The sequence below is a fragment of the Sphingobacterium sp. UBA7038 genome (assembly GCF_002494055.1).
Taxonomy (GTDB): Bacteria; Bacteroidota; Bacteroidia; order Sphingobacteriales; family Sphingobacteriaceae; genus Sphingobacterium; species Sphingobacterium multivorum.
The window spans coordinates 172,542-198,242 of the sequence record NZ_DLAV01000011.1; the positions used below are offsets into that span (position 1 = coordinate 172,542).

Below are 25,701 nucleotides of genomic sequence, written 5' to 3' on the forward strand. Positions count from 1 at the left end.
ATTATGTTTAAAAAAGTAATACATCGACCGGTATTTGCTATTGTCATATCGGTTGTAATCCTATTTATCGGAGGTTTGGCCATAAAGCAACTTCCTACTGAGCAATTTCCAAAAATCGCACCGACTACAGTGGCGGTCTCCATTGCCTATCCTGGTGCAAGTGCCGATGTACTCGTAAAATCCTCACTGATTACACTGGAGAATGCAATCAATGGTGTACAGGGAATGCGCTATATCGCAACCGATGCGACCAGTGCCGGTGAAGCAACCGTAAACGTCGTATTTGATCCAGGAACAGATCCCAACGATGCCGTCGTACTGGTCAAAACCCGGGTGGATCAAGTTATGCCACTACTGCCTGAACTTGTTCAAAAGGAAGGAGTCGTCGTCAATCCAATTCAGCCCAGTATGCTGATGTACGTGAATCTTTACAGTACAAACAAAAGCATGGATGAAAAATTCTTGTACAACTATGCAACTGTAAATATCATTCCTGAAATCAATCGTATTCATGGTATCGCCAAATCACAAATCTTAGGTAGCCGTAGATATGCCATGCGCGTCTGGTTAAATCCCGATCGCATGCGCGCCTATAGCTTGTCAGTTGATGAAGTGATGAAAGCGATAGGAGAACAAAGTATCATCGGCCGTCCCGGTCGACTGGGACAAAGCTCGGGTATTGCAGCGCAATCCCTCGAATATGTCCTAACCTATAAAGGGCAATACAATACACCTGAAGAATACGACAATATTATCGTTCGCGCAAACGGCGACGGTGAAAACATCAAGTTAAAAGACGTAGCTAAAGTCGAACTGGGTAGTGAGTTCTTTGACATCTATTCCAATTTAGACGGGCATCCCTCGGCTTCAATTGTGTTGAAACAGAATTATGGTAGTAATGCCAATGACGTTATTAAAGATGTGAAGGCAAAACTTGCGGAGATGAAAGGTAACTTTCCTCCAGGGATAGACTATAAAATCAGTTATGACGTATCCCAATTCCTGGATGCTTCTATCGAACAGGTGATGCATACTCTACGCGATGCTTTTATTTTAGTTGCCATTGTTGTGTTTATTTTCCTTGGCGACTGGCGTTCGACTTTGATTCCGATCATCGCCGTGCCCGTTTCGCTGATAGGTACATTCTTCGTCATCCAATGGTTCGGTATGTCGATCAACTTAGTTACCTTGTTTGCATTGGTGCTTGCCATCGGAATTGTCGTGGACAATGCCATTGTGGTCATTGAAGCAGTACATGCCAAAATGGAAGAAAGTGCCATATCGCCATACAGCGCTGTAAAAGAAGTCATGGGCGAAATCGCAGGTGCTATTATCGCTATTACAGCTGTTATGGTGGCCGTTTTTATCCCCATTTCATTTATGACAGGTCCTGTCGGAACATTTTACCGTCAGTTTTCAATTACCATGGCGAGTTCCATCGTGATATCTGCAGTAGTCGCATTAACCCTTACTCCTGTGCTTGCCGCGATGCTCCTGAAAAACAACCATGGTAAACCAAAAAAATCAAACGTATTCACTAAATCGCTCGACCTTTTTAACCGTACTTTTGATAGAATAACGGGCAAGTATGCCTCCTTACTTCGTAAAATTGCCAGCCGAAGAGTGATTACATGGGGTATCTTAATAGCTTTCTGTGTCGGAATTTTCGTCATTAACAAAACGCTTCCAGGAGGTTTTATACCGAGTGAGGACCAAGGTACAATATATGCCATTATTCAGACTCCTCCGGGATCAACATTGGAACAGACCAATAAGCTTTCCAGAGAGCTCCAAAAGATCTGTCAAGGGGTAGATGGCGTAGAATCTGTCTCATCACTGGCAGGTTATGAAATCATGACCGAAGGCCGTGGATCGAATGCCGGAACCTGTCTTATCAACCTCAAAACCTGGGGTGAACGTGAACACTCCGTTAAAGAGATCATGGAAGAACTTGAAGAAAAATCAAAAAATCTTGGTGCAACGGTTGAATTCTTCGAACCTCCCGCTGTTCCAGGGTTTGGTTCTTCAGGAGGTTTCTCCATGCGCCTGCTGGACCTCAATAGAACCACCGATTACCAAGATTTCGATAAAGTAAATAAAGCGTTTATCGCTAATCTAAAGAAACGTAAGGAACTCACCGGAGTCTTTACATTCTTTGCCGCCAATTACCCACAATACGAATTGGTATTTGACAATAACGCCGCCATGCAAAAAGGCGTTTCCATTGGTAAAGCCATGGACAACCTCAATATCCTTATCGGTAGTACCTACGAGCAGGGTTTTATCCGTTTCGGTCAATTCTTCAAGGTCTATGTACAATCTTCACCAGAATTTAGAAGGCTACCTTCCGATATCATGAACCTCTACGTCAAAAATGATCATGACCAGATGGTTCCTTATTCGGCCTTTATGACCTTAAAAAAAACACAGGGACCAAACGAAATCACGCGTTACAACATGTACAATTCGGCCGCCATCCGTGGACTTCCGGCAAATGGATATACAACAGCCGACGCTATTCAGGCAATCAACGAAACTGCACTTCAAACATTACCACATGGCTATAAAGTTGCCTGGGAGGGCTTGTCCTATGATGAGGCCCAACGTGGAAACGAAGCCGTTTATGTCTTTTTAGTCGTCTTAGTCTTCGTATATCTTGTACTTGCTGCGCAGTACGAAAGCTTTATCATTCCGTTTGCGGTATTGTTGTCGCTACCCGTGGGTGTATTTGGATCATTCTTTTTATTAAAGGCAATGGGTCTTGAAAATGACATCTACGCACAGGTCGGGCTGATCATGATTATTGGTTTATTGGGTAAAAATGCGGTGCTTATCGTAGAATTTGCCGTGAAAAGGCGCCAAGCTGGCGATAGCATATTGGAAGCAGCTATTGAGGGCTCAAGAGCGCGTTTCAGACCAATTCTCATGACCTCATTTGCATTTATCGCGGGACTTGTACCACTTGTCTTTGCCAGCGGCGCGGGAGCTATCGGTAACCACACCATAGGTGCCTCAGCACTGGGAGGTATGCTTGTCGGAACAATCTTTGGCGTTATTGTCATTCCCGGACTTTACTACATTTTTGCAAAATTGGCTGACGGAAGAAAAATGATCCAAGCCGAAGACGAATCACCATTAAGCGAAGACATGATACATTATGAATAAGAATAGATTATATCACTATACAGGTTTTGCACTTTTCTTGCTCAGTCTCGCAGCCTGCAAACCACTGGAAATAAAACAACGTGCCGAAAATAGAACCGTTCCTTATAAATATGGCGATGCTGACAGTNNGAGCGACACCGCGAATACAGGAAAAATAAAATGGAACAGCTATTTCAGCGATCCCAATTTACAAGGACTGATCGGTCAGGCACTAGCAAACAACCAGGAGCTACATATTATGCTTCAGGAAATTGAAATAGCCAAAAATGAGGTAAGCGCCAAAAAAGGTGAATATCTACCTTCCGTAGGCGTAAAAGTTGGCGCGGGGGTCGACAAAGTAAGTCGCTACACAAACATTGGAGCGATGGAAAAGAATACAGAAATCGAACCCGGACGTGAAATGCCTGAACCGCTATTTGATTTTGGAGTTGGTGTACAGGCACAATGGGAAACAGATATCTGGGGTAAACTTCACAATGCGACCAAAGCGCAGCTGCAACGGTATTTTGCCAGCGTGGAAGGCAAAAACTTTATGGTAACTCACCTAATCGCTGAAATTGCAGATTCTTATTATGAACTCCTGGCGCTGGACAACGAACTCCTGGTTATCAATGAGAATGTAAAGATTCAAAACGACGCCCTTGTCGTCGTGAATGACCTGAAGAAAAATGCGCGATCCAATAAATTAGCGGTCAAAAGATTCGAAGCCCAGATATTGAAAACCCAAGGTATGCAATATGATATCAAGCAGAAGATCACAGAAACAGAAAATAGAATAAACTACCTTGTTGGAAGATTCCCGCAGCCGGTTCAAAGAGACCAAGCCTCTTTTGACAAGCTTGTTCCTCAAACCGTCTACACAGGTATTCCTTCGGAGCTATTAGAAAACAGACCCGATATTAAGCAGGCGGAGTATGAACTTGCAGCTTCCAAACTGGATATAAAATCGGCTAAAGCCCGCTTTTACCCATCCTTGGATATTGCTGCTGGTGTAGGGTTTCAGGCCTTTGATCCAACTTATCTCGTTAAGCCGGAATCATTTCTGGCTTCGCTCGTTGGAGAACTTACTGCGCCCCTGATTAACAAACGAGCGATCAAGGCGGCTTACTATAATGCCAATGCACGACAGGTTCAGGCTGTTTACCATTATGAACAGACCATATTGGCTGCATATATTGAAGTTGCAAACCAACTCTCCAAAATTAAAAATCTGGAGAATGGCCTACAAATTAAGACCAAGGAAGTCGATGCATTAAATGAGTCTATCGGTATTTCCAACGACCTCTTTAAATACGCTCGCGCAGATTATATGGAAGTTCTGCTAACGCAACGCGATGCCCTGGAATCTAAATTTGAGCTCGTTGAGAAGAAGGTCAACCAACTCAAAGCAAGCGTAGCGATATACAGATCCCTAGGAGGCGGATGGGATCATTAATAGCGCACTTTTAATTTTAGTTTTTATATGTTGGGGACTTATCATGTGATAAGTCCCTTTTTATTTTAACAATACACTTACTCCACCACGATTTCTTTCATTTTCTCGTTTCCATAATATGTCGGGAAATACATTAATTCAGCCTTCGCGGGGTTGACAGTATAAGTCCCGGTATAACGAGGTAAAAGTTCGATCTCAAAGGTATGTGTACCTTTCCCCAGTTTGTTGCAAAAAATGACGACACGATCTTTGAAATGCTCTCGGTGCGCCTCGATTCTATAGTATCCATTGGTTTTTGTTTCATAAGAACATCCCGCCGGTATCGGAACTTCAATCTGCACATACTCAGCTTCACCAGTTAATGTTACGCTTGCTTCAAGTTTTACAGGCTTCCCTTCCTTGAGTGCCGCTACCGTAGCACCATTGTCCTTAAATCGCGTTGCCACGGCAAAGCCCTTTTCTTTTTCTACAGCTGGATTGGGATTCCAAAAATTTTGATAAGCCGTCACAAAAGCCGGCCCCGTCCCTTCTTTCCTCACTTTAATCTGCTCATCCGACTTAAAGCTTTGCGTATACGGAAATGCAGTGACGCGTTTGCCATTGATGACCATTACCGGTGCCTGGAAAGATTCACCCTCTTTCAGTACATCAGGAAGAATACTTCGTATGATACGGGAAGATTCGTAGATATTATACCATTGGTTTTGCTGCCGCTGCGCGAAAAAGTAATTACGGATATTTTCTAAATCTGAATCATGACCACCGATTGATTTTAAGACACCATAAGCCAACAATGTATTCACGGTATTGGTTTCCGTTGGGCGCATAAAAAATCCGCCTTTCTGATCTGTTGTAGTTCCAGAAGTCCAATAGAGCCCACCTAAGACAGCCTTTGACGCGTATTTAAGAACGGTATCTGCAGCATGTAAATCCTTAAGACCCAGTTTTGAAATCAATAGATATTTCAACAGTTTATCCTTAATGGTTTTACTTTTCAGTTTTGTGTCGATTTCGAAGAAATAATCTTTGTAATCAGCTTTAGTATCCAACCGGAGTAGATATATCAAGGAGCTAAACAAATTCTCCTTGGCCCCGTGAAGCTTATCTTTATCCAATAGAACATCCAGCGAAGCCAAGCTGCTTTTCAACATGGTCTTTTCACGTTCTGCATAAATCTCCGTATCGATCTCAACCTGGTAGCCGGCTTCTCGGGCATCCAACAGTACCCCGATCACATAGTTGCTGATCCAGGTCACAGTTTCACTTTTGTTCCACCAACCCCAGCCCTGATTGGAATTTTTGTTTTTCTGTAACTCCTTCAAAAGATCCTTTATTTTCTTATCCTCTGTAAAGGGCTTTCCGATCAATTTTGTCAGCTCTTTTTTGGAAAGTAATGCGCTCAATTTGGAAGCCATCTGTTCATTGCATAGAAATTTATAACGATCGATCGATTCAATTTCCCGTTGTAAAAATTCCAGCGAATTTGCTTCGGCATGCAAGGTGATTTCGCCTAGTGCTGGAGAAGTTTTTAGTAAATATTCTGCGGTACTGTTGAGTACTTTAAAATCTCCTTCATGTTGTTCAAGCCCCTTTTCAAAAATCGGAATGCTACGTTTTTCACCATCAAAATATCCATTTGACAATTCGATCGAATAAGCAAGTTGGACGCTGTCCCCCTGAGCGGCAATAACTGATATAGGATCCCGATAGGACTTCGCAATTTTCAACGTTGCCTCCTGCGTTGTCAGCCCATTGTTGATGGTACGCAAGAGCTGCAAGCTGTCGCTAAGATAATTAACAACCCTTCCCATGGCTGTAAACTGATCACTTCTGATGGCAAATCGGGGAGTCGCCAAATGTGCCGAAACAGCTTTAAAGGATTTGACATTTAGCTCTTTTATGTCGGCGAAATTTTTACTTCCTTTAGCGATAAAGAATGTTCGCCAATTGGTAATATCATCCGGATAGGTCGCTTCAAAATTAACTTTTCCCTGAGCATCGGTAGTTAGCTTTGGCTGCCAGAATGCATCATCGCGAAAGTTCACGCGCATTGTATTTCCAGATTCCAAATAGGGCATATCCACAGCACCTGTCGATGTCGCAGATGCTCCAGCTTTCATCTGAACCATCACCACGCCATTGGCGGCCCGCGCACCGTACAATCCCAGCATAGATTGATCTTTAATCACATTCAATGACGCGATAGTCGATGGATCAAGACTTGAAATATCACCTTCAAAAGGGACTCCGTCCACTAAAATCAATGGTTTTTCATTGGGGGCCGGACGAGCAGCGCCACGAATACGAATCCCTGCTACAGCCCCCTGCAGCATAGCTGTAGTCACCCCATCCATCCTAGCATTGATCGATTTCACTGCCGCAGTCAATGATTGCCTTTTTTGGACGCCATACCCCACAACAACCACTTCATCCAATTGATTTTCGCTTGGCTTTAATTCCACGAAATAATCTTTGCCACTGGAGACTTTGACCGTAGCGGTATTGTACCCTAAAGCAGCAATCTCAAGTACCGTATTTTTGTCATCGGAGAGCTCAAGTTCCACACTACCATCAAAGCTTGTGAAATATCGTTTTTTGGTATCCGGAACACTCACCTTAGCCCCAATTAATGGCGTATCCCCATCATAAACTAAGACCCTGGCGACCTTATTATTCTTTCTCTTCGTTCTAAAATCTTCCCGGTCTATTTTTAAGAGCTGCGGAACAATCTCTTGCCCATGGCTTATAGAATCCCGCAATGGGTTTTCTAAGGTACGCACAATAATTTCATCACGTACAAGTTTGTAAGCCAATCTTGCCGCTTGGGATGCATTGCTCCATTGAATAGAATCCAGCCGGAGATAATTCATCCCATTGGCTTTGAGTTTGATTGGCAAACTAAAAGAAGTTGAATCATCCTTTACAATATGCAATGTAACATCGCCGACTGGAAGATCTCCAAAAGTTCGATGTCCACCGTAAAATAGTCGAAAATACATTCTCTCTTCGACATTCGTCGGTTCAATAAAGATCAATGTAGGCCGAATGCCTTTCTGTTCAACATCATTGCCCAAAGTTAAATTCAATTTAAAAATAGCCTCATTTTTTCCTTTCTTCACCGTAGCAAATTGTGCTAGTCCCGTGCTATTTTGCATGATCTCTTTGAAAGTACGTTCTACGTTTGACTTGATATCCTCCAATGACCATATCTTCTCCTGAAAATCTAAATTTGGCTTGAAATCATACAGATCAATCCGCATAGGATTGCCATCCCAGCTTTTTTGCTTTTGATAATTTTTATAGATGCTATATTGATAGCCCCCCTCAATTTCAAAACGTCCAATTTTCGCTGTGTCAACCATGAGCGTACCTATTTTGGACACACCATTATAAATTTCTGTCCTTGGAAATGGTCCTACCATCAGTGGCACAGGAACCTGTGTACGCAAACGACTATCGTAAACGGTTTTTCTAAGGGGATTGAGGTAATAGAGATCTCCAGCTGTCTGGATATATGCTGGTCTCTCAATCAACACATGATTATTGGGTAATTGCCAGGCTCCAAAATTGTTGGTTACTGTAATCAACTGGCGCTTCAATTCAGTCAATTCATTAGTGTAGAGCTTACCACGTTCTTCTTTAGGTAATCGGTAAACCAAAATCTGGCCTTTGCTGAATGCTTTTTCGGGGTAGGTAAAACCAATCGTATCCTGTGAGGCATTAAAGGAAACAATGACCTTTTTCCCCTTTTCAAGATAAAAGCCACTTACACGAATGTCGCGATCCTTGGTCCTAAATCTAAAATCATGCTGCCCCGCAGAAACTTCAAAAATAGTATTGTTATTTTGTTGGTCTTGTTTAGCATAAGTCAGTACACCGTCTATCCAGACTAAATGTATCCCCTGCACTACACCATTTACAACGACATAAGGGGAAATCTGGCTCTTGACAGCATCTAAAGGAAGAGACTCCTGATAATAATCTTTGGGATATAAAAACCGATAAAAAGCCATCGTATCCAACTGCATGTCTCTAGACCATTTTACCCAATTTTGAAGAGCTCCCTGATGTGCCTTCTCATCATCATCCAAACTAAAATTAAGATTTTGTGAGACTCTTGCCCTTCGCATCAGACCACCCATAGTAATATTTGGAGCGGTTGCTGACCTAAATTTTGAGGTAAAACCATAGGCCATAATATCAACATCCTTCAAAGGTTTACCATTCTTATCCGTAACCGAAAGTTCCACGTCAGCCTTCTGCCCCGGATAAACTGTCGTCGCCGTGTTGACTGCCAAATTTAAATTCTTCTCCACATAGGGTAATTCTTCCTGGATAACTTTTGATTTTCCTCCAAAAAGATAGGTGATCTCCATGCTATACCCGTCTTTTCCACGGGCTAAAAATTTACTATTTAACGTGGTATGATAACCCGAAGCAATCGTACGACCAGCACGATGGACACGATACCAAAATGGAATCATAGCGGGATTATTGACATGCAATATCACCGAATCCGCAGTTCGATAAAACCGATAATTCAGTTGTGCCTGTTCTTGATCCTCTAAATATACACTTTTACTCAATCCATTCGACTTGACAACAATTTCTTCAGCCTGCCAGGGTATAGAAACCAAATTAGGTAAACTCAAATTTTCAGTCTTCAGCATTTCGCGATGTTCACCTAATATCATTAGCTGAGCAGTTGTTGGCATCGCAACACCTTTTTCGAAATATTTCAGCTCTGCATGCCCGTCTTTTACAGCAATACGAATTTCTTTTTCGCTGTTGAGTATATTGAGGTCGAGACTTCGTTCAATTCTTTCATTATCTGAACTTAGATAAGTGCCAATAGCCCGAAATGTAAGACCAATGTCAGCCGGAAAAATTGAATCGGGTAATACAATTTCCTTTTCCGCCACATCTGCGAGCGAAACGCTCGTTTGCCATAAAGTATCTGGAATAAAATTAACCTTATTGGCTTTTACATCAAGCGTATAAAGTGGACTTGTCACAACACGCAAATCTACTTTCCCATCATATATGGGCATTTCATTTTCATTTAAAGCTTTTAGTTTCAGTCGCACACTGTCTCCTTTAGCATATTTCGTCTTTTCGGACGTCATATTAAAACTTAGGCTTTTTAACTCATAATCTTCATATCGGAAAGACTGTTGATGCAAGACGACTTTGGTTTTTGTAGATTCCAAAGAGATCCCATAATCTTTATCAAGGATAAGGCCAAGCCCCTTCAAATTAAATTCAAAGGTGTACATTCCCGGACGATAGGGAGCAAGTCGGGTCAAAACGGTATCTTTGGCATACCCATATCCACCTGTCAGACGTACGGCAATAGAATCACGGTAAGGTTTCCATTTTTCTTCCTCAAGATAAGCTTTAAATTTAACCTGCTCATTTGGCTTATACATTGGCTTGTTAAAAACCATAAAGCTTTCTGTCTGTTCAGTTTCCTGTTTATGAAAGAACCTCTTAATCTTAAACTTTGTTCTAAGCAAGCTATTTTTGATCCCTTTCCATAATGGAACCCTGTCTTTGTAAGGCCAACTCCGCTCTACACTCAGGTAATGATAGACACCCTTATGTTCAATACTGACAATATCGTCATTATTTGCATTGGCAACTTTATAGTAATGAAACTTCTTATCAAATGACATGCGACGTCCCTTCACTTTTACTTGTGCATCTTTTATAATCGTTCCCAGCGAATCGTATAGACAAATCGCAAAAGTTTCTGCTGGGATAATCTTGACATATAGGTTATCACTAATCAATTCCTGATAGATGAGATCAGCTCCACTGGCGCGGACCTGGACATAATTACCAGGAGGTAAAGTCGGCTGTGGACTTCCGGCCTTATACTTAAGAAAAAAATCGCTGAGCATAGTTTCATCGAATTTCTTCTCTCCCAAGTGAATTTTTCTTAAAACTTCTGGGCTCAGTTTATAAATATAATAGTCAGAAGATCCACGCGGACTATTGAATAAGGTCGATTGCCCACAAAGGACCACGGAATACAGAACAGCTAAAAAGCATACAACAATTGATTTCCATTTCATGTTTAAGATACTGGCTAAATTCTTTTAAAATAGATAAATTTACCTAAAGCCAAGTACTAGATTCTTTCATCCGGCACTTCAACTTTCGTGCAGGGATGCGAAGAATATCAAAATTCCATAAACGAAGAAAAAAAAATTATAACTTCAACCTACTTTTGACCGAATTTACAACTGCTGTTTCCGAGGGGAAGTCACCAGCTCCCGAACCGGAGGAACGATTCACCAAAGGCGGCTCCTCACCATATAGAGTATCGCGGGCAATGACTACCTTCTTGTCGAGATCTACATAGCTAATGATATAATTGCGCTGATAAGCTTTATCTCTTTGGCCGATTTTATTAACATACTCACCTTTTTCCTGCATGTCCATCGCTATCATAACAATGCCTTTGACAGAATCACCGGGATAATTATCTACTGTTCCCAATGCCTCGTTCCATTTTTCCTTATAAGTTATTCCCAAATCACCGGCACCGCCATTTTCAAGAATTAGACAGCTCTTCCCCCAGTCTACTGTGGACAATTGTACTGGATATTTATAAATAGCGGTATGATCGCCAAAACCTGCTAAAATTCGGGAAGATAATTGTTCTGTTTTTTCCTGATCCGCCTCCATATTTCCCAAAAGACGGTAAGCCCATATACCGATACCAATTGCTGCAACCAATACCAGGCCTACAAAAGTGAATATTGCTTTCTTATTTCCCATAGTTCTATTTTATTTAATTAATTACCAATCAAATATACTTAGTCTATATGCTCATTTTCACCCTTTTTACAATTCGCTTGACCTGCCTTATTATTTGCTGCGCTTGCGTAAATAAACGTTATAAAAAAAACAAATACTCGAAACTTTGCAGTCCAAGTTTTCAACAACATGAGATAATAAGAACTGTCACTATTTTATTTTTATCATAAATCGATAATTCATACTGACACATAGCTGTCACCCTGTGATTATATCTTTGTTTAACCTTAGTAGGAAAAGAAAAATATTAAACGAAAAAACAATTCCAGTGCGAAGGCTATTAGTAGGATAACTAATCGAATTTTAAATTATTACAGTAAAAAACATGGAAACATTACCACAATTAAAAGAAGAATTAGCGAATGAATATCAAATTACAAAAAACTTTATTGCACTTTTCCCTGAAGGCAAGAATGAATATGCCCCACATGAAAAAAGCATGAAAATGATGCGTCTGGCAACCCACTTAGTCGAAGTTTTCGAATGGCCAAGTACCATTTTAAAGACTTCAGAACTTGACTTTGCCAAAAGTGCTTATGTGCCCACAAGTCTATTGACCCGGGATGATCTCTTAAAAAAATTGGACGAAGATTACGAAGCCGGAAAAAATGCTTTAGAAACAGCTAAGGAAGAAGACTTGATTCCGAGCTGGACCATTAAAAATGACGGCCATGAACTGGCAAGCTGGAGCAAATACGGTGCTATTCGTCACTCATTAAACCAGATTACACATCACAGGGCACAATTAGGTGTTTACTATAGACTCAATGATATTCCCCTTCCGGCAAGTTATGGCCCCTCTGCCGATTCACTGAATTTCTAAAAAGCTAGCTGCTGGAATGAACATACGACATCTAGATGTATTATGTTCATTCTACGCCGGACAATAGGTATGTGCGACAACACCACCTGGAAAAACCTGCGCGTGCATAAGCTTTAGTTCACAGGGTTTGGAAAGACCGTCAAAGATGGGCAGCCCAGTACCCAATGCAATTGGATGTGTGATCAAATGATACTCGTCAATTAATCCGGTTTCAATTAAACTTCGCATAAATTCAGCTCCGCCATGCGCCAATATTGGCTTCCCAGATTCTGCTTTTAGTGCTTTAATTCCTTCAATGAGACCTGCATCAAAAACCCGGGCATTCATCCAAGAGGAATTCGCAGGAAGCTTTGTATTGTCTGCGAAATCTTTTGTTTTGGGATGATAGCCCTCTTTTGTAAAGACAGCTTTAGGGATTTCATTCATTGCTGCCGCAAAAGGATTTGTCGAAGCAGGCCAATAGGAAGCCATTACTTCAAAGGTCTTTCGACCCATTAGATGAATGCCGGCAGATTCACAAATATTTAAAACCCATGCGCTAGAATGATCGTCGCCACTTTTAAACATCCAATCAAGTTCACCGTGGATGCCCGCAACAAATCCATCGATGGAAATAGACATTTTCATTATTAATTTCCGCATAACAAAAACTTTAGTTTTTAATAAAACAAATCCAATTTAAAATTGGGTTACTGTCTCTCAAAATTAAACCATTTCATTCGACGTACGGCGGGGACAAACCGTCAATATAGAAGGGCAATTACGACAGTTCTTTTTTCTGCCCCTTACCCTCCTCAAGGGTAAGCATAAAATCTAAATAGTGCTTTTTCTTCGCGAAATGCTGATCATCCAATAACTTTTTATAGACCGAGATGGCATTAAAAAGAATTTGAAGATTATCCTCATTATAACGATCTACATTAAAATAGATTAATTCCCTATTGATATATGTGTCCAATGACGTAAGCAACGTATCATCCAATTCGTCTTTGCTTCCAGGAAGTGCCATAAGTGTTGCCAGTTTCTTTTTTAACTCCCCTTCCATAGGTTTGACGTCTCGCAACCTAGCCTCAATATCTGCGAAAGGCAAAGTCTGAAATATAAACCGGGTGTTCTCCGTCATGTCAGCATAAAGTTTTTCTGCCTCTTCATAATTTTTATCGAAAAAAGCAAAATCATAATATCTCCGTTCAAACTCTTCACACATCCCCTGGTTATCCGCTAAGCGTGCAAAATAAGAGTGGATCTGTTGGTTATAGAGGGTAATTTTATGCTCCGTAGCTACAATATTGTTTTCAATTTTCCCCAGTAATTCGAAGGCATCCGCAGCACGATATTTTATACCATCGTAGTCAAACGACTTTAACTTTAATTCGCCTTTGCCGATTGCTTCAACGACATACTTATCATTTTTCAGGCTATTAAGTTCATATAATGCGTCAACTCTACTATCGGCAAATAATTCATCAAAAGTCGGCTTTGACTGTTCCTGAAAAATTGGCGTTTCACCTTTTCGCACAGGATGATTGTAGTCATAGAAATCATTGAATCTTAGATCAACAGCATACTTGTTCATCCGATTTTCAAAATCCGCACTGAAAGATGCTATTTCTAACAGCGAAGGAGGATGTTGATACTGTACCTGCGCAAACAACTTGTCCGAAATCTGGTTTGTTACCGCAGCACGATTAGCTAGCAATTCAATAGCAGGTGCGTTGTTGATTTCTTTCTTGACAATATTAAGCTGCTGTAATGCCTTTACCCGATCTTCATCCGACGGATGAGATGACCATTGATCTTCAAGATTTAATTTCGATTTATCATATTTTTTTAAAGTCGCTAATTCGATCTGGGGAAAGCCATTTCGCACTTGATATCTATTGCGTTCCGCAAACAGGAGCATGACATAGCGATGCTCGGGATAAATATTGCGACTGCGGATATTTTCAGAAAATTTGCTATCATAGAAGGTAAGCACATTATTTAGTGCATGATTTGCAAAACTCAAGCGCAGCAGCGAATCAGCCAAAGCCTGGGAACCGGCAACATGTGCCGCAATCTCATCCGCATGAAATTCCATCTCTCTCGATAATGCCAAATAATTGAGATTTACATATTCGTAAAGATGCTTCAAAATATGCTGAATCTGTTGGATAATAAACACTGATATGCCAATAAAAATCGCAGTGTATCCACTGATGTTGCTCCATTTATCAAACATATTATCCAGCGATTCATTCTTATACAGCATATTGTAGATAATCTGATTAACATGGTAAACATAGCTACCCACTTTCATGCTCTTTTGTGAGAAGTGTCCAAACTCGTGTGCAAGAATAGCCTTTAATTCCTGTTGAGTAACTGCATTCACCAGCCCCACACCAATCTGAAGATTTTTCTTAATGGGTAAAAACATACTCCAAAAACTAGAGTCATAGAATACAGATGCATTGACCTCATGCGATAGAAAAACTTTCTTTGGAAAGCTGGTATCAACTTCTTTTACGACCTCATGAATAAGTGCGAATAACTGTGGTTCGTCGCGCTCATATATCTGCGTAAGATGTCCCGTATCAACTTTTGTTGACGCAAAAACAAATTTTAATAAAAAGAACAGTATAGTCAGACCTGTAGCGAGTAAGCCCAAACATAAAATTGCAGTGTAAAACATGGGCTTGGCGGTGAAAATCATTATTCCAAGTATGGTAAAACCAACTGTAATACCTATTGCGAAAAGCAGCAGAATAACATAAGTAATCGCAAACACAACAATAGATAAAATTGTTTTACGCGCGTGTTTCCTAAAGTTTGTAGATACTTGTACCTTCATAAATTGTTTATAAAGCAAGGATAATTGACTATATAAATCTAAAAAATAAAATCCATTTGCCTATAAGTTTCCAGCATCCAACTTTGCAAACTTATCCGATAAAATACCAATCAATGCATTATGCCGCAAACCCACGTACATCTTAAATTGCTAATAACCTTTTTGTAAAGAAACCTCATTGAGCAAAGGTCGCCCGTCAACCATTCTTCGATAGTTATCCACCACTTGTAAGACGGAAGAGCCAATATTTGTCCTACCCGCAACATGCGGGGTTATCACAATGGATGGGCAATCCCAAAAGGGATGATCTTGCGGTAATGGTTCTTGATGAAATACATCCAGATATGCTTCGGCAATTTTCTTTCCATCAATTGCATCCAACAAATCACTTTCCACGAGATGTTCCCCTCGACCAACGTTCACGAGTACAGTTTCTTTTGGGCACAAATTGAACAAATCACAACTTAGAATTCCCTTTGTTGCATCGGTCAATGGTAGGATATTAACCATAAAATCCGTGTCTTCAAGGGCAGAACGAAGTCTTTTCATTCCAGTAAACGAATTCACTCCCTTAAGATTTTTAGGTGAATTAGCCCACCCATTTACGTTGAATCCCAATTGGACCAACCTTTCAGCCACATAACCACCAATTTCGCCTAATCCTAAGATAGTAACCCTGGTTTCACCAATTGATTTGTATAGCAAGGGCTGCCAATGTTTCTTTTCTTTTTCGTTTATATAAGCCGAAAACTTCTTCATCGAATGCATCAAGCAAGTCAAAACATGTTCAAACATATCGCTTTTCAACATGGGATCGATAATCCTACAAATGCGGAGATGGGATGAAACACTTTTGGGAAAAAGGTGATCTATTCCGGCGCCCCCAGACTGGATAACTTTTAAGTTTGGAAAATGAGTGTAATAATCTGCTTCAGGTTTCCAACAAAGCGCAAATTCGACCGCATCATAATTTTCAATCTCAGGGAAGATCTCCACCTTTATTTCAGGTAAATATTTATTGATTTCTACCTTCCACTCCTCGGCCCTGGCCCTATTCAGTATTAATGCTATACTCATGTTTTGTTGGTTTACACGAAAATAACATTTTATGCCGATCTATCGTTTGCTTTCTTGGGGATTCTTAGTCTTACGTTTTCAAAAAATTTTGTGATGATTTCCTTTATTTAGACAAAACAGTGGGCTAGCTGTCTGCCCAAATTAGCTGAAACAATCGATTCTATTAAAAAACAAAGTTTAGAATCTATTTTAATCGTAAATTGGTGGAGGACATCCATAAACATAGATTCAGATGGCACTCAAAAACCGAATTATCCTAATAAGCCTAATCATTTTTAAATTCATTATGCAATACCAGTTGATTAGCCCAACCTACGAATTGCAGCGCGATGAATTCTTACATATAGATCAAGCAAACCATTTAGCTTGGGGCTACCTTTCCGTACCACCATTAACATCGTGGATTTCCTATCTCATCAAAATACTTGGCAATTCTGTCTTTTGGATCAAGTTTTTCCCGGCACTTTTCGGAGCCTTAACGATTCTTATCGTTTGGAAAACAATAGAATCGCTGAAAGGAAATCTATTTGCACAGTTCTTTGGAAGCTGTTGTATTATGTTTTCTGTACTATTCCGTTTGAATGGTTTATATCAACCTAATTCATTTGATGTCTTATGTTGGACCTCCATATATTACTGTATAATAAAATATTTAAACAACAGACAATCCAAGTGGTTATTTTATATGGCTATTGTTTTTGCGCTTGGATTTCTAAATAAATATAACATCGTATTTCTGATCTTGGGTTTGATCCCCGCAGTCGCATTGGTTCCGGAGCGAAAAATATTTACAGAAAAAAAGCTATATTACGGAATACTCATCGCCATACTAATTATCCTTCCCAATATAATATGGCAATACAAAAATAACTTTCCTGTATTTGTTCATTTCAAAGAACTTCAAGATACGCAACTTGTCCATGTTAACCAATGGAGCTTCATACGTTCTCAATTTTTGTTTTTTTTCGGGACCTTTCCCGTCCTCATTTTTGGATTATATGCACTGCTGAAACATCCTGCATTTAAAACATATCGTCTGTTCTTCTACTCATTCTTTATCACCCTTGGAATCTTCTTATTTCTAAGAGCTAAAGATTATTATGCAATAGGTCTTTACCCTATATATTTTGCTTTTGGCGCAGTTTATATTTCATCACTTTTGGAAAATAAAACTGGTCAGATTTTAAAACCTATTTTGATCGCTTTAACTGCGATCCTATTTCTTCCGGTCTATAATATTGCATTTCCCAATAGAAATCCGGCATATTTTGTGAACCATCCCGATAAATACAGAAAGTATGGTATGTTGACCTGGGAGGACGGTAAAGAGCATCCGCTCCCGCAAGATTTTGCGGATATGTTGGGATGGCAAGAACTTGCACGCAAAGTCGATAGTCTCTATGACCAAATACCTAGATCGGAAAATACGCTGGTACTTTGCGACAATTATGGGCAGGCCGGCGCCATAAACTACTATTCCAAACGCGGAATTAAGGCTGTTTCATTCAATGCTGACTACATCAATTGGTTTGATTTGAATAAACCATACCGCAATGTTATTCGAATTAAAGATCGCTGGGAACGAGAAAGAGAACTAGCAATAACAAGTCCTTTCTTCGGCAAATCAATATTGGCCGACTCCATTACAAATAGCTACGCCAGGGAATATGGCACAGTAATCTTCACTTTTATTCATGCAAAAATCAATATCAATGAACGTATCTCCAAAGAGATCGCATCAGAAAAAACAGCGAAGAAACTTCCTTTGTAAATAAATCATTTTTTAAGCGATTAAGCTAATTCCAGTCTATTTTTTTATTAAAAAAAATAGTATATTTAATTCAATAGCCAAAGGCTTCCAGCGCAAATGATACTTATCGTATATCTTCTGGTATCATAACTACGCCATGGAGCTTAACACCAAATTAACAGGATAATTATGCGCTTTTTGAATTTCTTGAAAGGACAAAGTAATTTGAGACAGATTGACGTTAGTGAAGACGATGATTTTGTAGATTTACAGCTGACCGTCACAAAATACTGGAAAGATGACGACGAACATCATATTGTCCAAGCTAAGGGGCTTTGGGGTAGAGAGATAGTTGGTTTGGCAATCGCCTTTCGTCCCGACATGAAATTGGGCATTGTCGATACCGAAGTCGATAAACAAAGGTTTTATCGCGAAGGGATCAATTTCTATTCGATTGGCAAATTAAGTGACAATTTTACCAAAGCCTTAAATAGCCTCTTTAAAATTGATGGTACATCCTTTAAAATGCACGATAATATTGGATCGACCGCCTTTATCGTCAGTGGGCACCCGGAATATTTTGATGAAGAATATATTAAAGCTAAAGTTTTCTTTGACGACGGAAATGAAAAACATCATTACGCGGAATGGTATGTCAACATCGATTTAAAACACAATATTCTCGAACTTCGAGAAAAAGACCCCGGATATAGAAAAAACATCATTAGTATCTTGACAAATGTTTAAATTTGAGCGTGAATCCGTCAGCCTCAAAAAAAAATAATACCATCCCATTAAATTCATTTCCTAATGAGTTTAATTCGGGAATGGCTATAAAAAGGAATGCTGTCAGAAATTTAGAGTTAGATAAGATAAGTCAGGCACATCGTGATGATTTCTACTTGTTTTTTATTCTTGAAGAGGGAAATGGAATATTTGAAGTAGATTTTCAGCGCTATCAATTAGGCTCCTCCGCCGTAATGATCATCCAGCCTTACCAAGTACATCGGGGTTTAGCTATGGATTACAGCGCTTTTAGTGTCTTAATGATCAGTGTAGAAAACCTAAACTCAGACTACGTAAACGCGCTAAAGGATATTACGACGATTGCTCCCATCGAAATCGATCAGGATACAATGGCGGTCTTATCCCAGACTGTAGACACCTGTTTAAAAATCAACGAAAGAAGACATGAAAAACTATATACTGCACTAATGAAAGATAGCTGCAATACCATCGCGGCACTTATTATCTCGCAGTATTTAATCCAATCAACTAAAAGTGATGCACAGTCTAGATTCGAACTGATCAGCAAACAGTTCAGTTCACTGTTAGATAAAGATTTTATTGACATTAAACAGCCTAGAGCATATGCAGAGAAAATGAAAATATCAACGGCCTATCTCAATGAATGTCTCAAAAAAACAACCGGAAAACCCGTTACTTATCATATTCAGCAACGCGTTGTATTAGAAGCAAAACGTTTGCTCTACCATTCAAATAAATCTGTAAAAGAAATTGCAGTAGAGCTAGGTTATGACGACTATCCATATTTTTCACGTCTATTTTCAAAAGTAACCGGTATGACAGCTCTTACCTTTCGAAATAGGAACCTTGAATAGTCCAATATTTACCACTTTTTATCTCTTTTAAACTAGAGCGAATTGGTATTTCTTTGTGTTAGAAAGCTTGGTTCAGCCCGTCGTTAGCGACAACTCGAACAGCGTCTTTAATGATTATCTAAATCCGACAGAAAGGAGATTGTAGTCCATTAAATATCAAGAAGAACACCACAAATAAAAGAGAAAAGGAATGAGTTATTTTATCGCTGAGCCCGTCGGGCATATCAAAAAAGATTTATTTTTTGAAGTCGCAAATTTTTTTTGGGACAGTGGAAATGAAGTTGCTTTAGGAAAAAACAGGATATGCGACTGTGAAAAAATGCAACATGATGACTACGATTACACCATTTCATTAGTCCCTAATAACGAAACTGTTGAATCCTTATTTAAAACACACTACACCATCCTAGGCAAATATTTTGACAAAATTAATAACAGCAATCCGATGCTAATATTAGCAAATACCGGCATTTATACGAATGCCCTTCCCTATCCCCATAAGATTTACAGTTTTGAAAAATTGGACAAACAGGCGTTAGCCAGCTTTTTTGACTGGTGCAAAAAATTCAATTTGTTTGTTAGGAGAAGATAAACAAGTTCAACCACTAAATATCAGAATATGCAGTGGGATATAACAGTACTTTTATACTTTTGGAAACGTTATTCTGATATTGCGGTAAATCCTGCATTGGTTTGTATAAAGGTCCAAAATCTTTCCAATGTATATTCCGATCTTCCATGTTCTCAAATGCCGTCAGATACATCAGGTTGGGCATTGTGCTACCAGCAATCACCTGTCCATAAAAAACAGCATTAAAATTCAGTTTTTTGAAAATATCGATCTCTCCATTGTTAAACATCGCTATCTTATTTGCAGAAAGCTGCTCGGTTGCGGCTTCATAACTGCGTAGTTCATAAATGCGTTTATTTTTTTCAGCAGATAATTTAGGAAGCGCCGATTTGGGCATTCCTTCAAATGCTTTCATCCATATTGTCTCCAACCTTTTGAAAGGAGGATTACTATAACCTGCCTCAATATAAGCCTTTCCAGCCTCCAGGTATTTTTGATCTTTGGCAAGCCGCTGATCCAAATTAACCAGCAAACTGAAGTCTGCAGCACTGATGAACACATAAACCAATCTATCTTGACCAGCAGCATTTTCTAAGGGCTTAAATACCCCGACCTCTTTAAATCCCAATTTATGCAATGCCGGCAAATACGCCGATTCAAGATACTGATCAATGACTTTCTCCTGCTCATCGTTCTCATAATGATATACTTTCAATTGAAAATACGCTTGTTTCGATTTCTCAAAAGCGAACAGGCAATTTCCTGCCATGATAAATAATAGCGGCAATATGAAATGCCAATTGGAAATAAAAATGTATTTTTTCATTAGAATTCAGGACAACATTGGATATTAATTAAAAAATAAAGATAATACTATTTTTGAAAGTTCAAAATTAGACTAACCCAGCAAATTAACTCCCTTTTTCATCTTTATATATCGAAAATACGGGTTTATACTTATTAGAATCGGTATTTTAACCTTATTCTCGCAATAGCTTTTTATTTAATTTAGCTCCACCTTTTTTAAAGCTGCAACATGTCAAACAAAACAATACTTATGTTGGACGATGATAAACATGTCCTTGAAATATGTACTATAATCCTCGAAACAAATGGCTATAATATGGCGGTCTCTGAAACGTCTCATGATATTATCGAAAAAGTAGAAGAGGTACATCCTGATTTAATTTTGATGGACAACTGGATACCCAAAATAGGCGGTGTAGAAGCCACACGATTGCTCAAAAATCATCCCTTATATTGCAATATCCCTGTCATCTATCTATCCGCTAATACCGATATCGAAACACTAGCTCAGCAAGCCGGAGCAGACAGCTATCTCGCCAAGCCCTTTGATTTAGAAGACTTAGAAAATAGAATAGCCGAACTACTGTAGTTCCTAATCTTATAATTCAGCATCTTTACATATTTTAGCACCATTACGGAAATGCTACTCCTGAAACTTATATTTTGATGTCCTAATTGCGCATAAGGCCACATTGAAACGAATAGGATCATGTGTTGCTTTAATACAATTGCGGCTTGCTCAATTGCAGGCATATATAGTCGTAGTTGTCGCGCCATAATCATCGGGAATCAGCAATTGAGAAGGAATGCTATACCACATTTGAAGTATAAATAATAATACATACTTTCGCGTTATAGTATTAGAAATAATCATTAAGACAGCATTAATTACGTTATGTCAGAGCCCGTTTTAGCATTTCAATCAGGTTCATTCCATATCCGTCAGCTTGCAGAGAACGAATCTCCACTTTACAAAGCGATGCGTATCGAGTCAATTCAAACCGAACCTACACTTTTTAGACGGAGCACTCCTCCTGAAATAGAACTATCTGACTTGGATTGGGCAGAACGCATAAGATACCCACGCATTGTTTTTGGTCTTTTCGAAAATGAAAAAATGATTGGGATAACCAGCATGCTGCTGTTGAATAAAGAAGAGGCCTACTTTGGTCAGTCCTTCATACAGCCGCTGTACAGAAAATTAGGTCTATCGAGTCTTTTGTATAAAATAAGAATGGCGTGGGCCACCGAGAATCAATTAAGAAAACTGACGATAAGCCATCGTGAAATAAATATGATTTCGAAAGCCGCTATCCAAAAAGCCGGTTTTCATTATAGTCATAAAGAACTTGTGCAATGGCTCGACGGAACAACTGGCTACTCCATGTATTATAGTTTATTCCTATAGTCAGTAAGGCTAACTAACTTGACTGTTGATCAATCCCGGCAAACCAAGATATGGTAAAAATAACAGCTTTTCCATCTTGAATGCGTATATTGAATCGTAGTCATTTTATTGGCTTTCGAGACTTTCCATAAACGCAATAATATCTTTCATTTCCTTTTCACTCAGATGCAAATTTTCATCTGACAATGTCTGATTGGATAATTTGATCCCCAGTCCTGCCCCACCCCCATTATTATAAAATTCCATGACCTCATCCAACGTCCGATAGATCCCATTGTGCATATAGGGAGCAGTTTTCTTTACATTCCGGACAGAAGGTATTTTAAAAGCATATTTATAAGAATCAACACCAATGATATCATAGTAGCCTAAATCCGAATCCAGCACAGAATCTTTCATGGATTTTGGAACTCCTAGGACTTCGACTTCGCTCTGAATAAATTTGGGCGGTGTAACACCGTTGAATAAAGGCAGGAAATGACAGGTCGCACATTTTCCCTTGCCCATAAATAAATTAAACCCATTCACTTCCGATTTGGACAATGCGTTCTTATCCCCACGCATATAATCATCAAATCGGCTATTGATTTTGGTCAGGCCACGAATGTAAGAAGCAAGTGCATTGCTTACCTGCTCTGCTGAGATTGGGCCATCCACTGTATTGAATGCTTTATTAAATAATGACCGATAGATTTTATCCGAAGAAACATATTGAACGATATCAGTTACCGAGCCGTCCATTTCCTGCTTATTACCAATGACATCGTGTATCTGATCTTCCAGCGTCAACGAACGCATATCATAGAAGTAGTTGGACTGTAAGGCCGCATTGAGCAAAGTAGGCGTATTACGTTTGAGCAAACGTCCCGAACCATGAATGTCCACTTGCAAGTTCAACCCATCTGTAAATGCAAGGTCCGGATGATGGCATGAAGCGCAACTTCTCGTATGTGTTCCTGACAAAGCAACATCATAAAATAATTTCTCTCCCAGTACGGCCTTTTCATTGCTGAAGTGAAATTTTGGTCCCGGGCTAAAGGCATCTACATTAAATGCATTCAGATCAAACATCGTATTGACGTCTTGCCGAAGCATTCGATTGTATCTGATTTTAGGGCCAGGCAGATTACGTTCCAACTGTGCTATCTCTGTACTGATGTTGTTGGCAAATTGGGTAATGAATTGCGCTCTATCGAACGATTCAAATTCCGCGTGTTGTTGCAAATATTTGATCGCCCCTTTAAGCATCAATGTTAGCGTTTCTTTTCTACCTTCATATTGCAAAAGAATTTGCTGTAGGCTGCCTAACGCCATAGAAGACTCGATCATACTATTTCGAGAAAGTGCATTATCAAATCCGGTAATCCCCAAAGATATAATCCGAAATACTTCAAGTTTCGAAGCATCCAAAATGCGCCAATCCTCCAATTGATGATCTTCAAAATAGGAAATCAAATAATCCGTATTGGTTATCAAATGTTCGATTTCACGAATTAGCTTTTGCCTATTGCTATTATCGTAAGTGGGATAGATAAGCTCTTCAATCACCTGCAATCCAATAGGCTCCACCCCTCTAGCCAAAGAGGGATCCAACAAATCCGCATTTTCAACTTCCTCCACCGGAGGTCCATTTAACCTTCTGGATAGATCTGCAGTAAAATACTCCGAAGCCCATTCAAACTTTTTAAAAAGTAGCCTTGTCGTCAAAAAGGCTCTTCTGAGACGTAGCGTATCCACCGTACCTTTCTGTACTTCGGCCTGCAGGGTATCCTTGATATATGTCTTAAAAGAAAGCATCTGATCCAGTAATTCTTTCTGAATCAGATGCTCACGGGCATTACCCTCTTTTTGTTTAGTATAAACAGGCTGCCCTGTAGTAAATCCGAGGGTAAATACTATTGCAACCAATAAGATACAAACGACAACCTTTTTACACATAGTTCAATTTCCTATCTCTCGATATAAAAACCGACTATTTGAAAACGAGCGCATTTCTAAAGGGATTTGCTTTTTTATCCCTTTCAGCAAGAGGCTCTATTCCCCAGCGTTTTTCTATAAATGAAAGGATGCTCACTGTCTCATACGGCGTATGATCCACTACACCACGCTTAGCAAATGGTCCAATGACAATTGCCGGGATTCGGCTACCAGGTCCCCAGCGGTCAACGACGGGTGGGTTAACATGGTCAAAAAAGCCACCAAATTCATCGTAGGTCAAAATCACCAACGCATCTTTTGCATTCGGTCCCTCCAATACAGCATTGATCAAATTAACAGCAAGTTGTTCTGATGAATAGACTGCCGAACTTCCAGGATGCTCATCATTGCCCCCACCTGGTTTAACAAAAGATACACTAGGAAGCGTTCCTTCTTTTGCGGCCTTGATAAAATCGTTTTGATCCTTCATGTGTTGTCGTCCTTCCTTACCATCCTCATAATTAGCAAAATATAAAAAAGGCTCATGATTGTAGGCAAAATTATTTTTACGTTCGGCAACAGCGTCATCCCAGCCTTCTGAATACCAAGCCCAACTTACATTTTTCGCTGTCAAGCGATCGCCAATGGTCGGCATAGTCTGAGAAGGTAATAATTTGGAAGTATCAGATTTCGCAGGATAAGGTTTGTTGCGAGAAAGCACATGATTGATTGCATAACCATCTGGCGTAACTACACCATCTTTAATCATCTTTCCATTTGCATCGAGTTTAGCAACCATTGAGCTTGGTGCATCAGGCCAAACAGGAATAGCCGCAGAAATCATATAAATATGATTTAAATAGGATCCGCCGAATACACTCTGAAAGAAATTATCACATAATGTATAGGCTTTGGCAAACGGATACAAAGGTAGCTTCTCTGTATTGTAATAGCCCATCGCTAAACCTTTGGAATCATTATAGAGTGCAAATTTATCCATCTTTCCACCATTGATCTGCAATTGATTATGATAAAACCGATGTGTAACATCGGGCGTCGCCTTATCCGAAGGTACATATTGGTCTATATTAAAAAATTGATTGGGTAGATTGGTTGGAAAGGAATTGTTACGTGGAATTTCGGGGAGGTATGGGTAGGCTTCACCATTCTCGTCTACCTGTAAAAAATCACCCTTTCTGACATTCGCTATGCCATTGGCTCCCTTGAATTCGCCATAAAGATTGTCAAAACTATGGTTTTCCATATAAATAACAACCACATGGTTAATTTTTTTGATACCTTCATCAAAGGGAATCTCTTGGTGTCGGGCGTTTTTGGTAACTCCGCAACTGCTGATACTCAAAACTCCAAGAGACAAATAAAGTAAGTGTTGTAACCGCATCCTGTCTTCTTTTTAGTAGGTTAGACTGTAATTTCTAGAACAAACTTACAATTATTATCGTTTTCATAA

General features: G+C 39.6%; 17 protein-coding genes. 9 read left to right on the forward strand and 8 right to left on the reverse strand.

The window, feature by feature from the left end; all coding sequences use genetic code 11:
- Positions 1-3: 3 nt before the first annotated feature.
- Both B3H30_RS05205 and B3H30_RS05210 read left to right on the forward strand, forming a co-directional pair.
- Positions 4-3,165 (forward strand): efflux RND transporter permease subunit, encoded by a 3,162-nt coding sequence (locus tag B3H30_RS05205; protein WP_286775143.1) that lies wholly within the window; start codon positions 4-6, stop codon positions 3,163-3,165.
- Positions 3,158-4,600 carry a TolC family protein gene (locus tag B3H30_RS05210; RefSeq protein WP_286833554.1) on the forward strand — a complete coding sequence of 481 codons (1,443 nt, stop codon included), beginning with the start codon at positions 3,158-3,160 and terminating at the stop codon, positions 4,598-4,600. The genes B3H30_RS05205 and B3H30_RS05210 overlap by 8 nt, the downstream gene beginning before the upstream one ends.
- Positions 4,601-4,677: 77 nt before the next feature.
- Here B3H30_RS05210 and B3H30_RS05215 read toward each other — a convergent pair whose 3' ends face one another.
- Complete coding sequence (locus tag B3H30_RS05215) at positions 4,678-10,677, reverse strand: alpha-2-macroglobulin family protein (RefSeq protein WP_286778923.1); 6,000 nt, start codon at positions 10,675-10,677, stop codon at positions 4,678-4,680.
- Positions 10,678-10,813: 136 nt separating this feature from the next.
- Positions 10,814-11,386 (reverse strand): hypothetical protein, encoded by a 573-nt coding sequence (locus tag B3H30_RS05220; protein ID WP_286833556.1) that lies wholly within the window; start codon positions 11,384-11,386, stop codon positions 10,814-10,816.
- Between the two features lie 364 nt (positions 11,387-11,750).
- Between B3H30_RS05220 and B3H30_RS05225 the strand changes: the two genes are divergently transcribed.
- Positions 11,751-12,248 (forward strand): DinB family protein, encoded by a 498-nt coding sequence (locus B3H30_RS05225; protein WP_070566923.1) that lies wholly within the window; start codon positions 11,751-11,753, stop codon positions 12,246-12,248.
- A 51-nt stretch (positions 12,249-12,299) separates the two neighbouring features.
- On the opposite strand, the gene B3H30_RS05230 is transcribed toward B3H30_RS05225, so the two are convergent.
- The 3 genes from B3H30_RS05230 to B3H30_RS05240 all read right to left on the reverse strand — a co-directional run bounded on the left by B3H30_RS05230 (position 12,300) and on the right by B3H30_RS05240 (position 16,155).
- Positions 12,300-12,890 (reverse strand): dihydrofolate reductase family protein, encoded by a 591-nt coding sequence (locus B3H30_RS05230; protein ID WP_046675080.1) that lies wholly within the window; start codon positions 12,888-12,890, stop codon positions 12,300-12,302.
- A gap of 118 nt (positions 12,891-13,008) precedes the next feature.
- The gene (locus tag B3H30_RS05235; protein ID WP_070566926.1) at positions 13,009-15,078 is read right to left on the reverse strand and encodes a M48 family metalloprotease; all 2,070 of its coding nucleotides are present in this window, start codon (positions 15,076-15,078) and stop codon (positions 13,009-13,011) included.
- Between the two features lie 150 nt (positions 15,079-15,228).
- Positions 15,229-16,155: a 2-hydroxyacid dehydrogenase gene (locus B3H30_RS05240; RefSeq protein ID WP_070566928.1), complete on the reverse strand. Its 927-nt coding sequence runs from the start codon at positions 16,153-16,155 to the stop codon at positions 15,229-15,231.
- A 232-nt stretch (positions 16,156-16,387) separates the two neighbouring features.
- Between B3H30_RS05240 and B3H30_RS05245 the strand changes: the two genes are divergently transcribed.
- The 4 genes from B3H30_RS05245 (at position 16,388) to B3H30_RS05260 (ending at position 20,119) form a co-directional block, all read left to right on the forward strand.
- A complete protein-coding gene (locus B3H30_RS05245; RefSeq protein WP_070566930.1) occupies positions 16,388-17,926 on the forward strand; it encodes an ArnT family glycosyltransferase in 1,539 nt (512 codons plus the stop codon).
- Positions 17,927-18,094: 168 nt separating this feature from the next.
- Positions 18,095-18,652, forward strand: a complete 558-nt coding sequence (locus B3H30_RS05250; RefSeq protein WP_046675076.1) for a hypothetical protein — start codon at positions 18,095-18,097, stop codon at positions 18,650-18,652.
- An 8-nt stretch (positions 18,653-18,660) separates the two neighbouring features.
- The gene (locus tag B3H30_RS05255; RefSeq protein WP_236560262.1) at positions 18,661-19,527 is read left to right on the forward strand and encodes an AraC family transcriptional regulator; all 867 of its coding nucleotides are present in this window, start codon (positions 18,661-18,663) and stop codon (positions 19,525-19,527) included.
- Between the two features lie 190 nt (positions 19,528-19,717).
- The gene (locus B3H30_RS05260; protein ID WP_286833559.1) at positions 19,718-20,119 is read left to right on the forward strand and encodes a hypothetical protein; all 402 of its coding nucleotides are present in this window, start codon (positions 19,718-19,720) and stop codon (positions 20,117-20,119) included.
- A 13-nt stretch (positions 20,120-20,132) separates the two neighbouring features.
- Here the strand turns inward: B3H30_RS05260 and B3H30_RS05265 are convergent, their stop codons facing one another.
- Complete coding sequence (locus B3H30_RS05265; protein ID WP_070566935.1) at positions 20,133-20,924, reverse strand: NIPSNAP family protein; 792 nt, start codon at positions 20,922-20,924, stop codon at positions 20,133-20,135.
- A 210-nt stretch (positions 20,925-21,134) separates the two neighbouring features.
- Between B3H30_RS05265 and B3H30_RS05270 the strand changes: the two genes are divergently transcribed.
- The gene (locus B3H30_RS05270; RefSeq protein WP_046675074.1) at positions 21,135-21,494 is read left to right on the forward strand and encodes a response regulator; all 360 of its coding nucleotides are present in this window, start codon (positions 21,135-21,137) and stop codon (positions 21,492-21,494) included.
- A gap of 306 nt (positions 21,495-21,800) precedes the next feature.
- Positions 21,801-22,313 carry a GNAT family N-acetyltransferase gene (locus B3H30_RS05275; RefSeq protein WP_046675073.1) on the forward strand — a complete coding sequence of 171 codons (513 nt, stop codon included), beginning with the start codon at positions 21,801-21,803 and terminating at the stop codon, positions 22,311-22,313.
- Between the two features lie 105 nt (positions 22,314-22,418).
- Here the strand turns inward: B3H30_RS05275 and B3H30_RS05280 are convergent, their stop codons facing one another.
- Together B3H30_RS05280 and acpA are read right to left on the reverse strand one after the other, a co-directional pair.
- Complete coding sequence (locus B3H30_RS05280; protein WP_083295992.1) at positions 22,419-24,251, reverse strand: cytochrome-c peroxidase; 1,833 nt, start codon at positions 24,249-24,251, stop codon at positions 22,419-22,421.
- A gap of 34 nt (positions 24,252-24,285) precedes the next feature.
- Positions 24,286-25,632 carry an acid phosphatase gene (acpA, locus tag B3H30_RS05285; protein ID WP_070566937.1) on the reverse strand — a complete coding sequence of 449 codons (1,347 nt, stop codon included), beginning with the start codon at positions 25,630-25,632 and terminating at the stop codon, positions 24,286-24,288.
- Positions 25,633-25,701: the final 69 nt, after the last annotated feature.

Coding starts and splice junctions, on each gene's coding strand:
- B3H30_RS05250 (WP_046675076.1), top strand. CDS start 18,095: ATGCGCTTTTTGAATTTCTTGAAAGGACAAAGTAATTTGAGACAGATT.
- B3H30_RS05240 (WP_070566928.1), bottom strand. CDS start 16,155: ATGAGTATAGCATTAATACTGAATAGGGCCAGGGCCGAGGAGTGGAAG.
- B3H30_RS05260 (WP_286833559.1), top strand. CDS start 19,718: ATGAGTTATTTTATCGCTGAGCCCGTCGGGCATATCAAAAAAGATTTA.
- B3H30_RS05280 (WP_083295992.1), bottom strand. CDS start 24,251: ATGTGTAAAAAGGTTGTCGTTTGTATCTTATTGGTTGCAATAGTATTT.
- B3H30_RS05235 (WP_070566926.1), bottom strand. CDS start 15,078: ATGAAGGTACAAGTATCTACAAACTTTAGGAAACACGCGCGTAAAACA.
- B3H30_RS05245 (WP_070566930.1), top strand. CDS start 16,388: ATGGCACTCAAAAACCGAATTATCCTAATAAGCCTAATCATTTTTAAA.
- B3H30_RS05215 (WP_286778923.1), bottom strand. CDS start 10,677: ATGAAATGGAAATCAATTGTTGTATGCTTTTTAGCTGTTCTGTATTCC.
- B3H30_RS05270 (WP_046675074.1), top strand. CDS start 21,135: ATGTCAAACAAAACAATACTTATGTTGGACGATGATAAACATGTCCTT.
- B3H30_RS05275 (WP_046675073.1), top strand. CDS start 21,801: ATGTCAGAGCCCGTTTTAGCATTTCAATCAGGTTCATTCCATATCCGT.
- acpA (WP_070566937.1), bottom strand. CDS start 25,632: ATGCGGTTACAACACTTACTTTATTTGTCTCTTGGAGTTTTGAGTATC.
- B3H30_RS05265 (WP_070566935.1), bottom strand. CDS start 20,924: ATGAAAAAATACATTTTTATTTCCAATTGGCATTTCATATTGCCGCTA.
- B3H30_RS05225 (WP_070566923.1), top strand. CDS start 11,751: ATGGAAACATTACCACAATTAAAAGAAGAATTAGCGAATGAATATCAA.
- B3H30_RS05230 (WP_046675080.1), bottom strand. CDS start 12,890: ATGCGGAAATTAATAATGAAAATGTCTATTTCCATCGATGGATTTGTT.
- B3H30_RS05205 (WP_286775143.1), top strand. CDS start 4: ATGTTTAAAAAAGTAATACATCGACCGGTATTTGCTATTGTCATATCG.
- B3H30_RS05220 (WP_286833556.1), bottom strand. CDS start 11,386: ATGGGAAATAAGAAAGCAATATTCACTTTTGTAGGCCTGGTATTGGTT.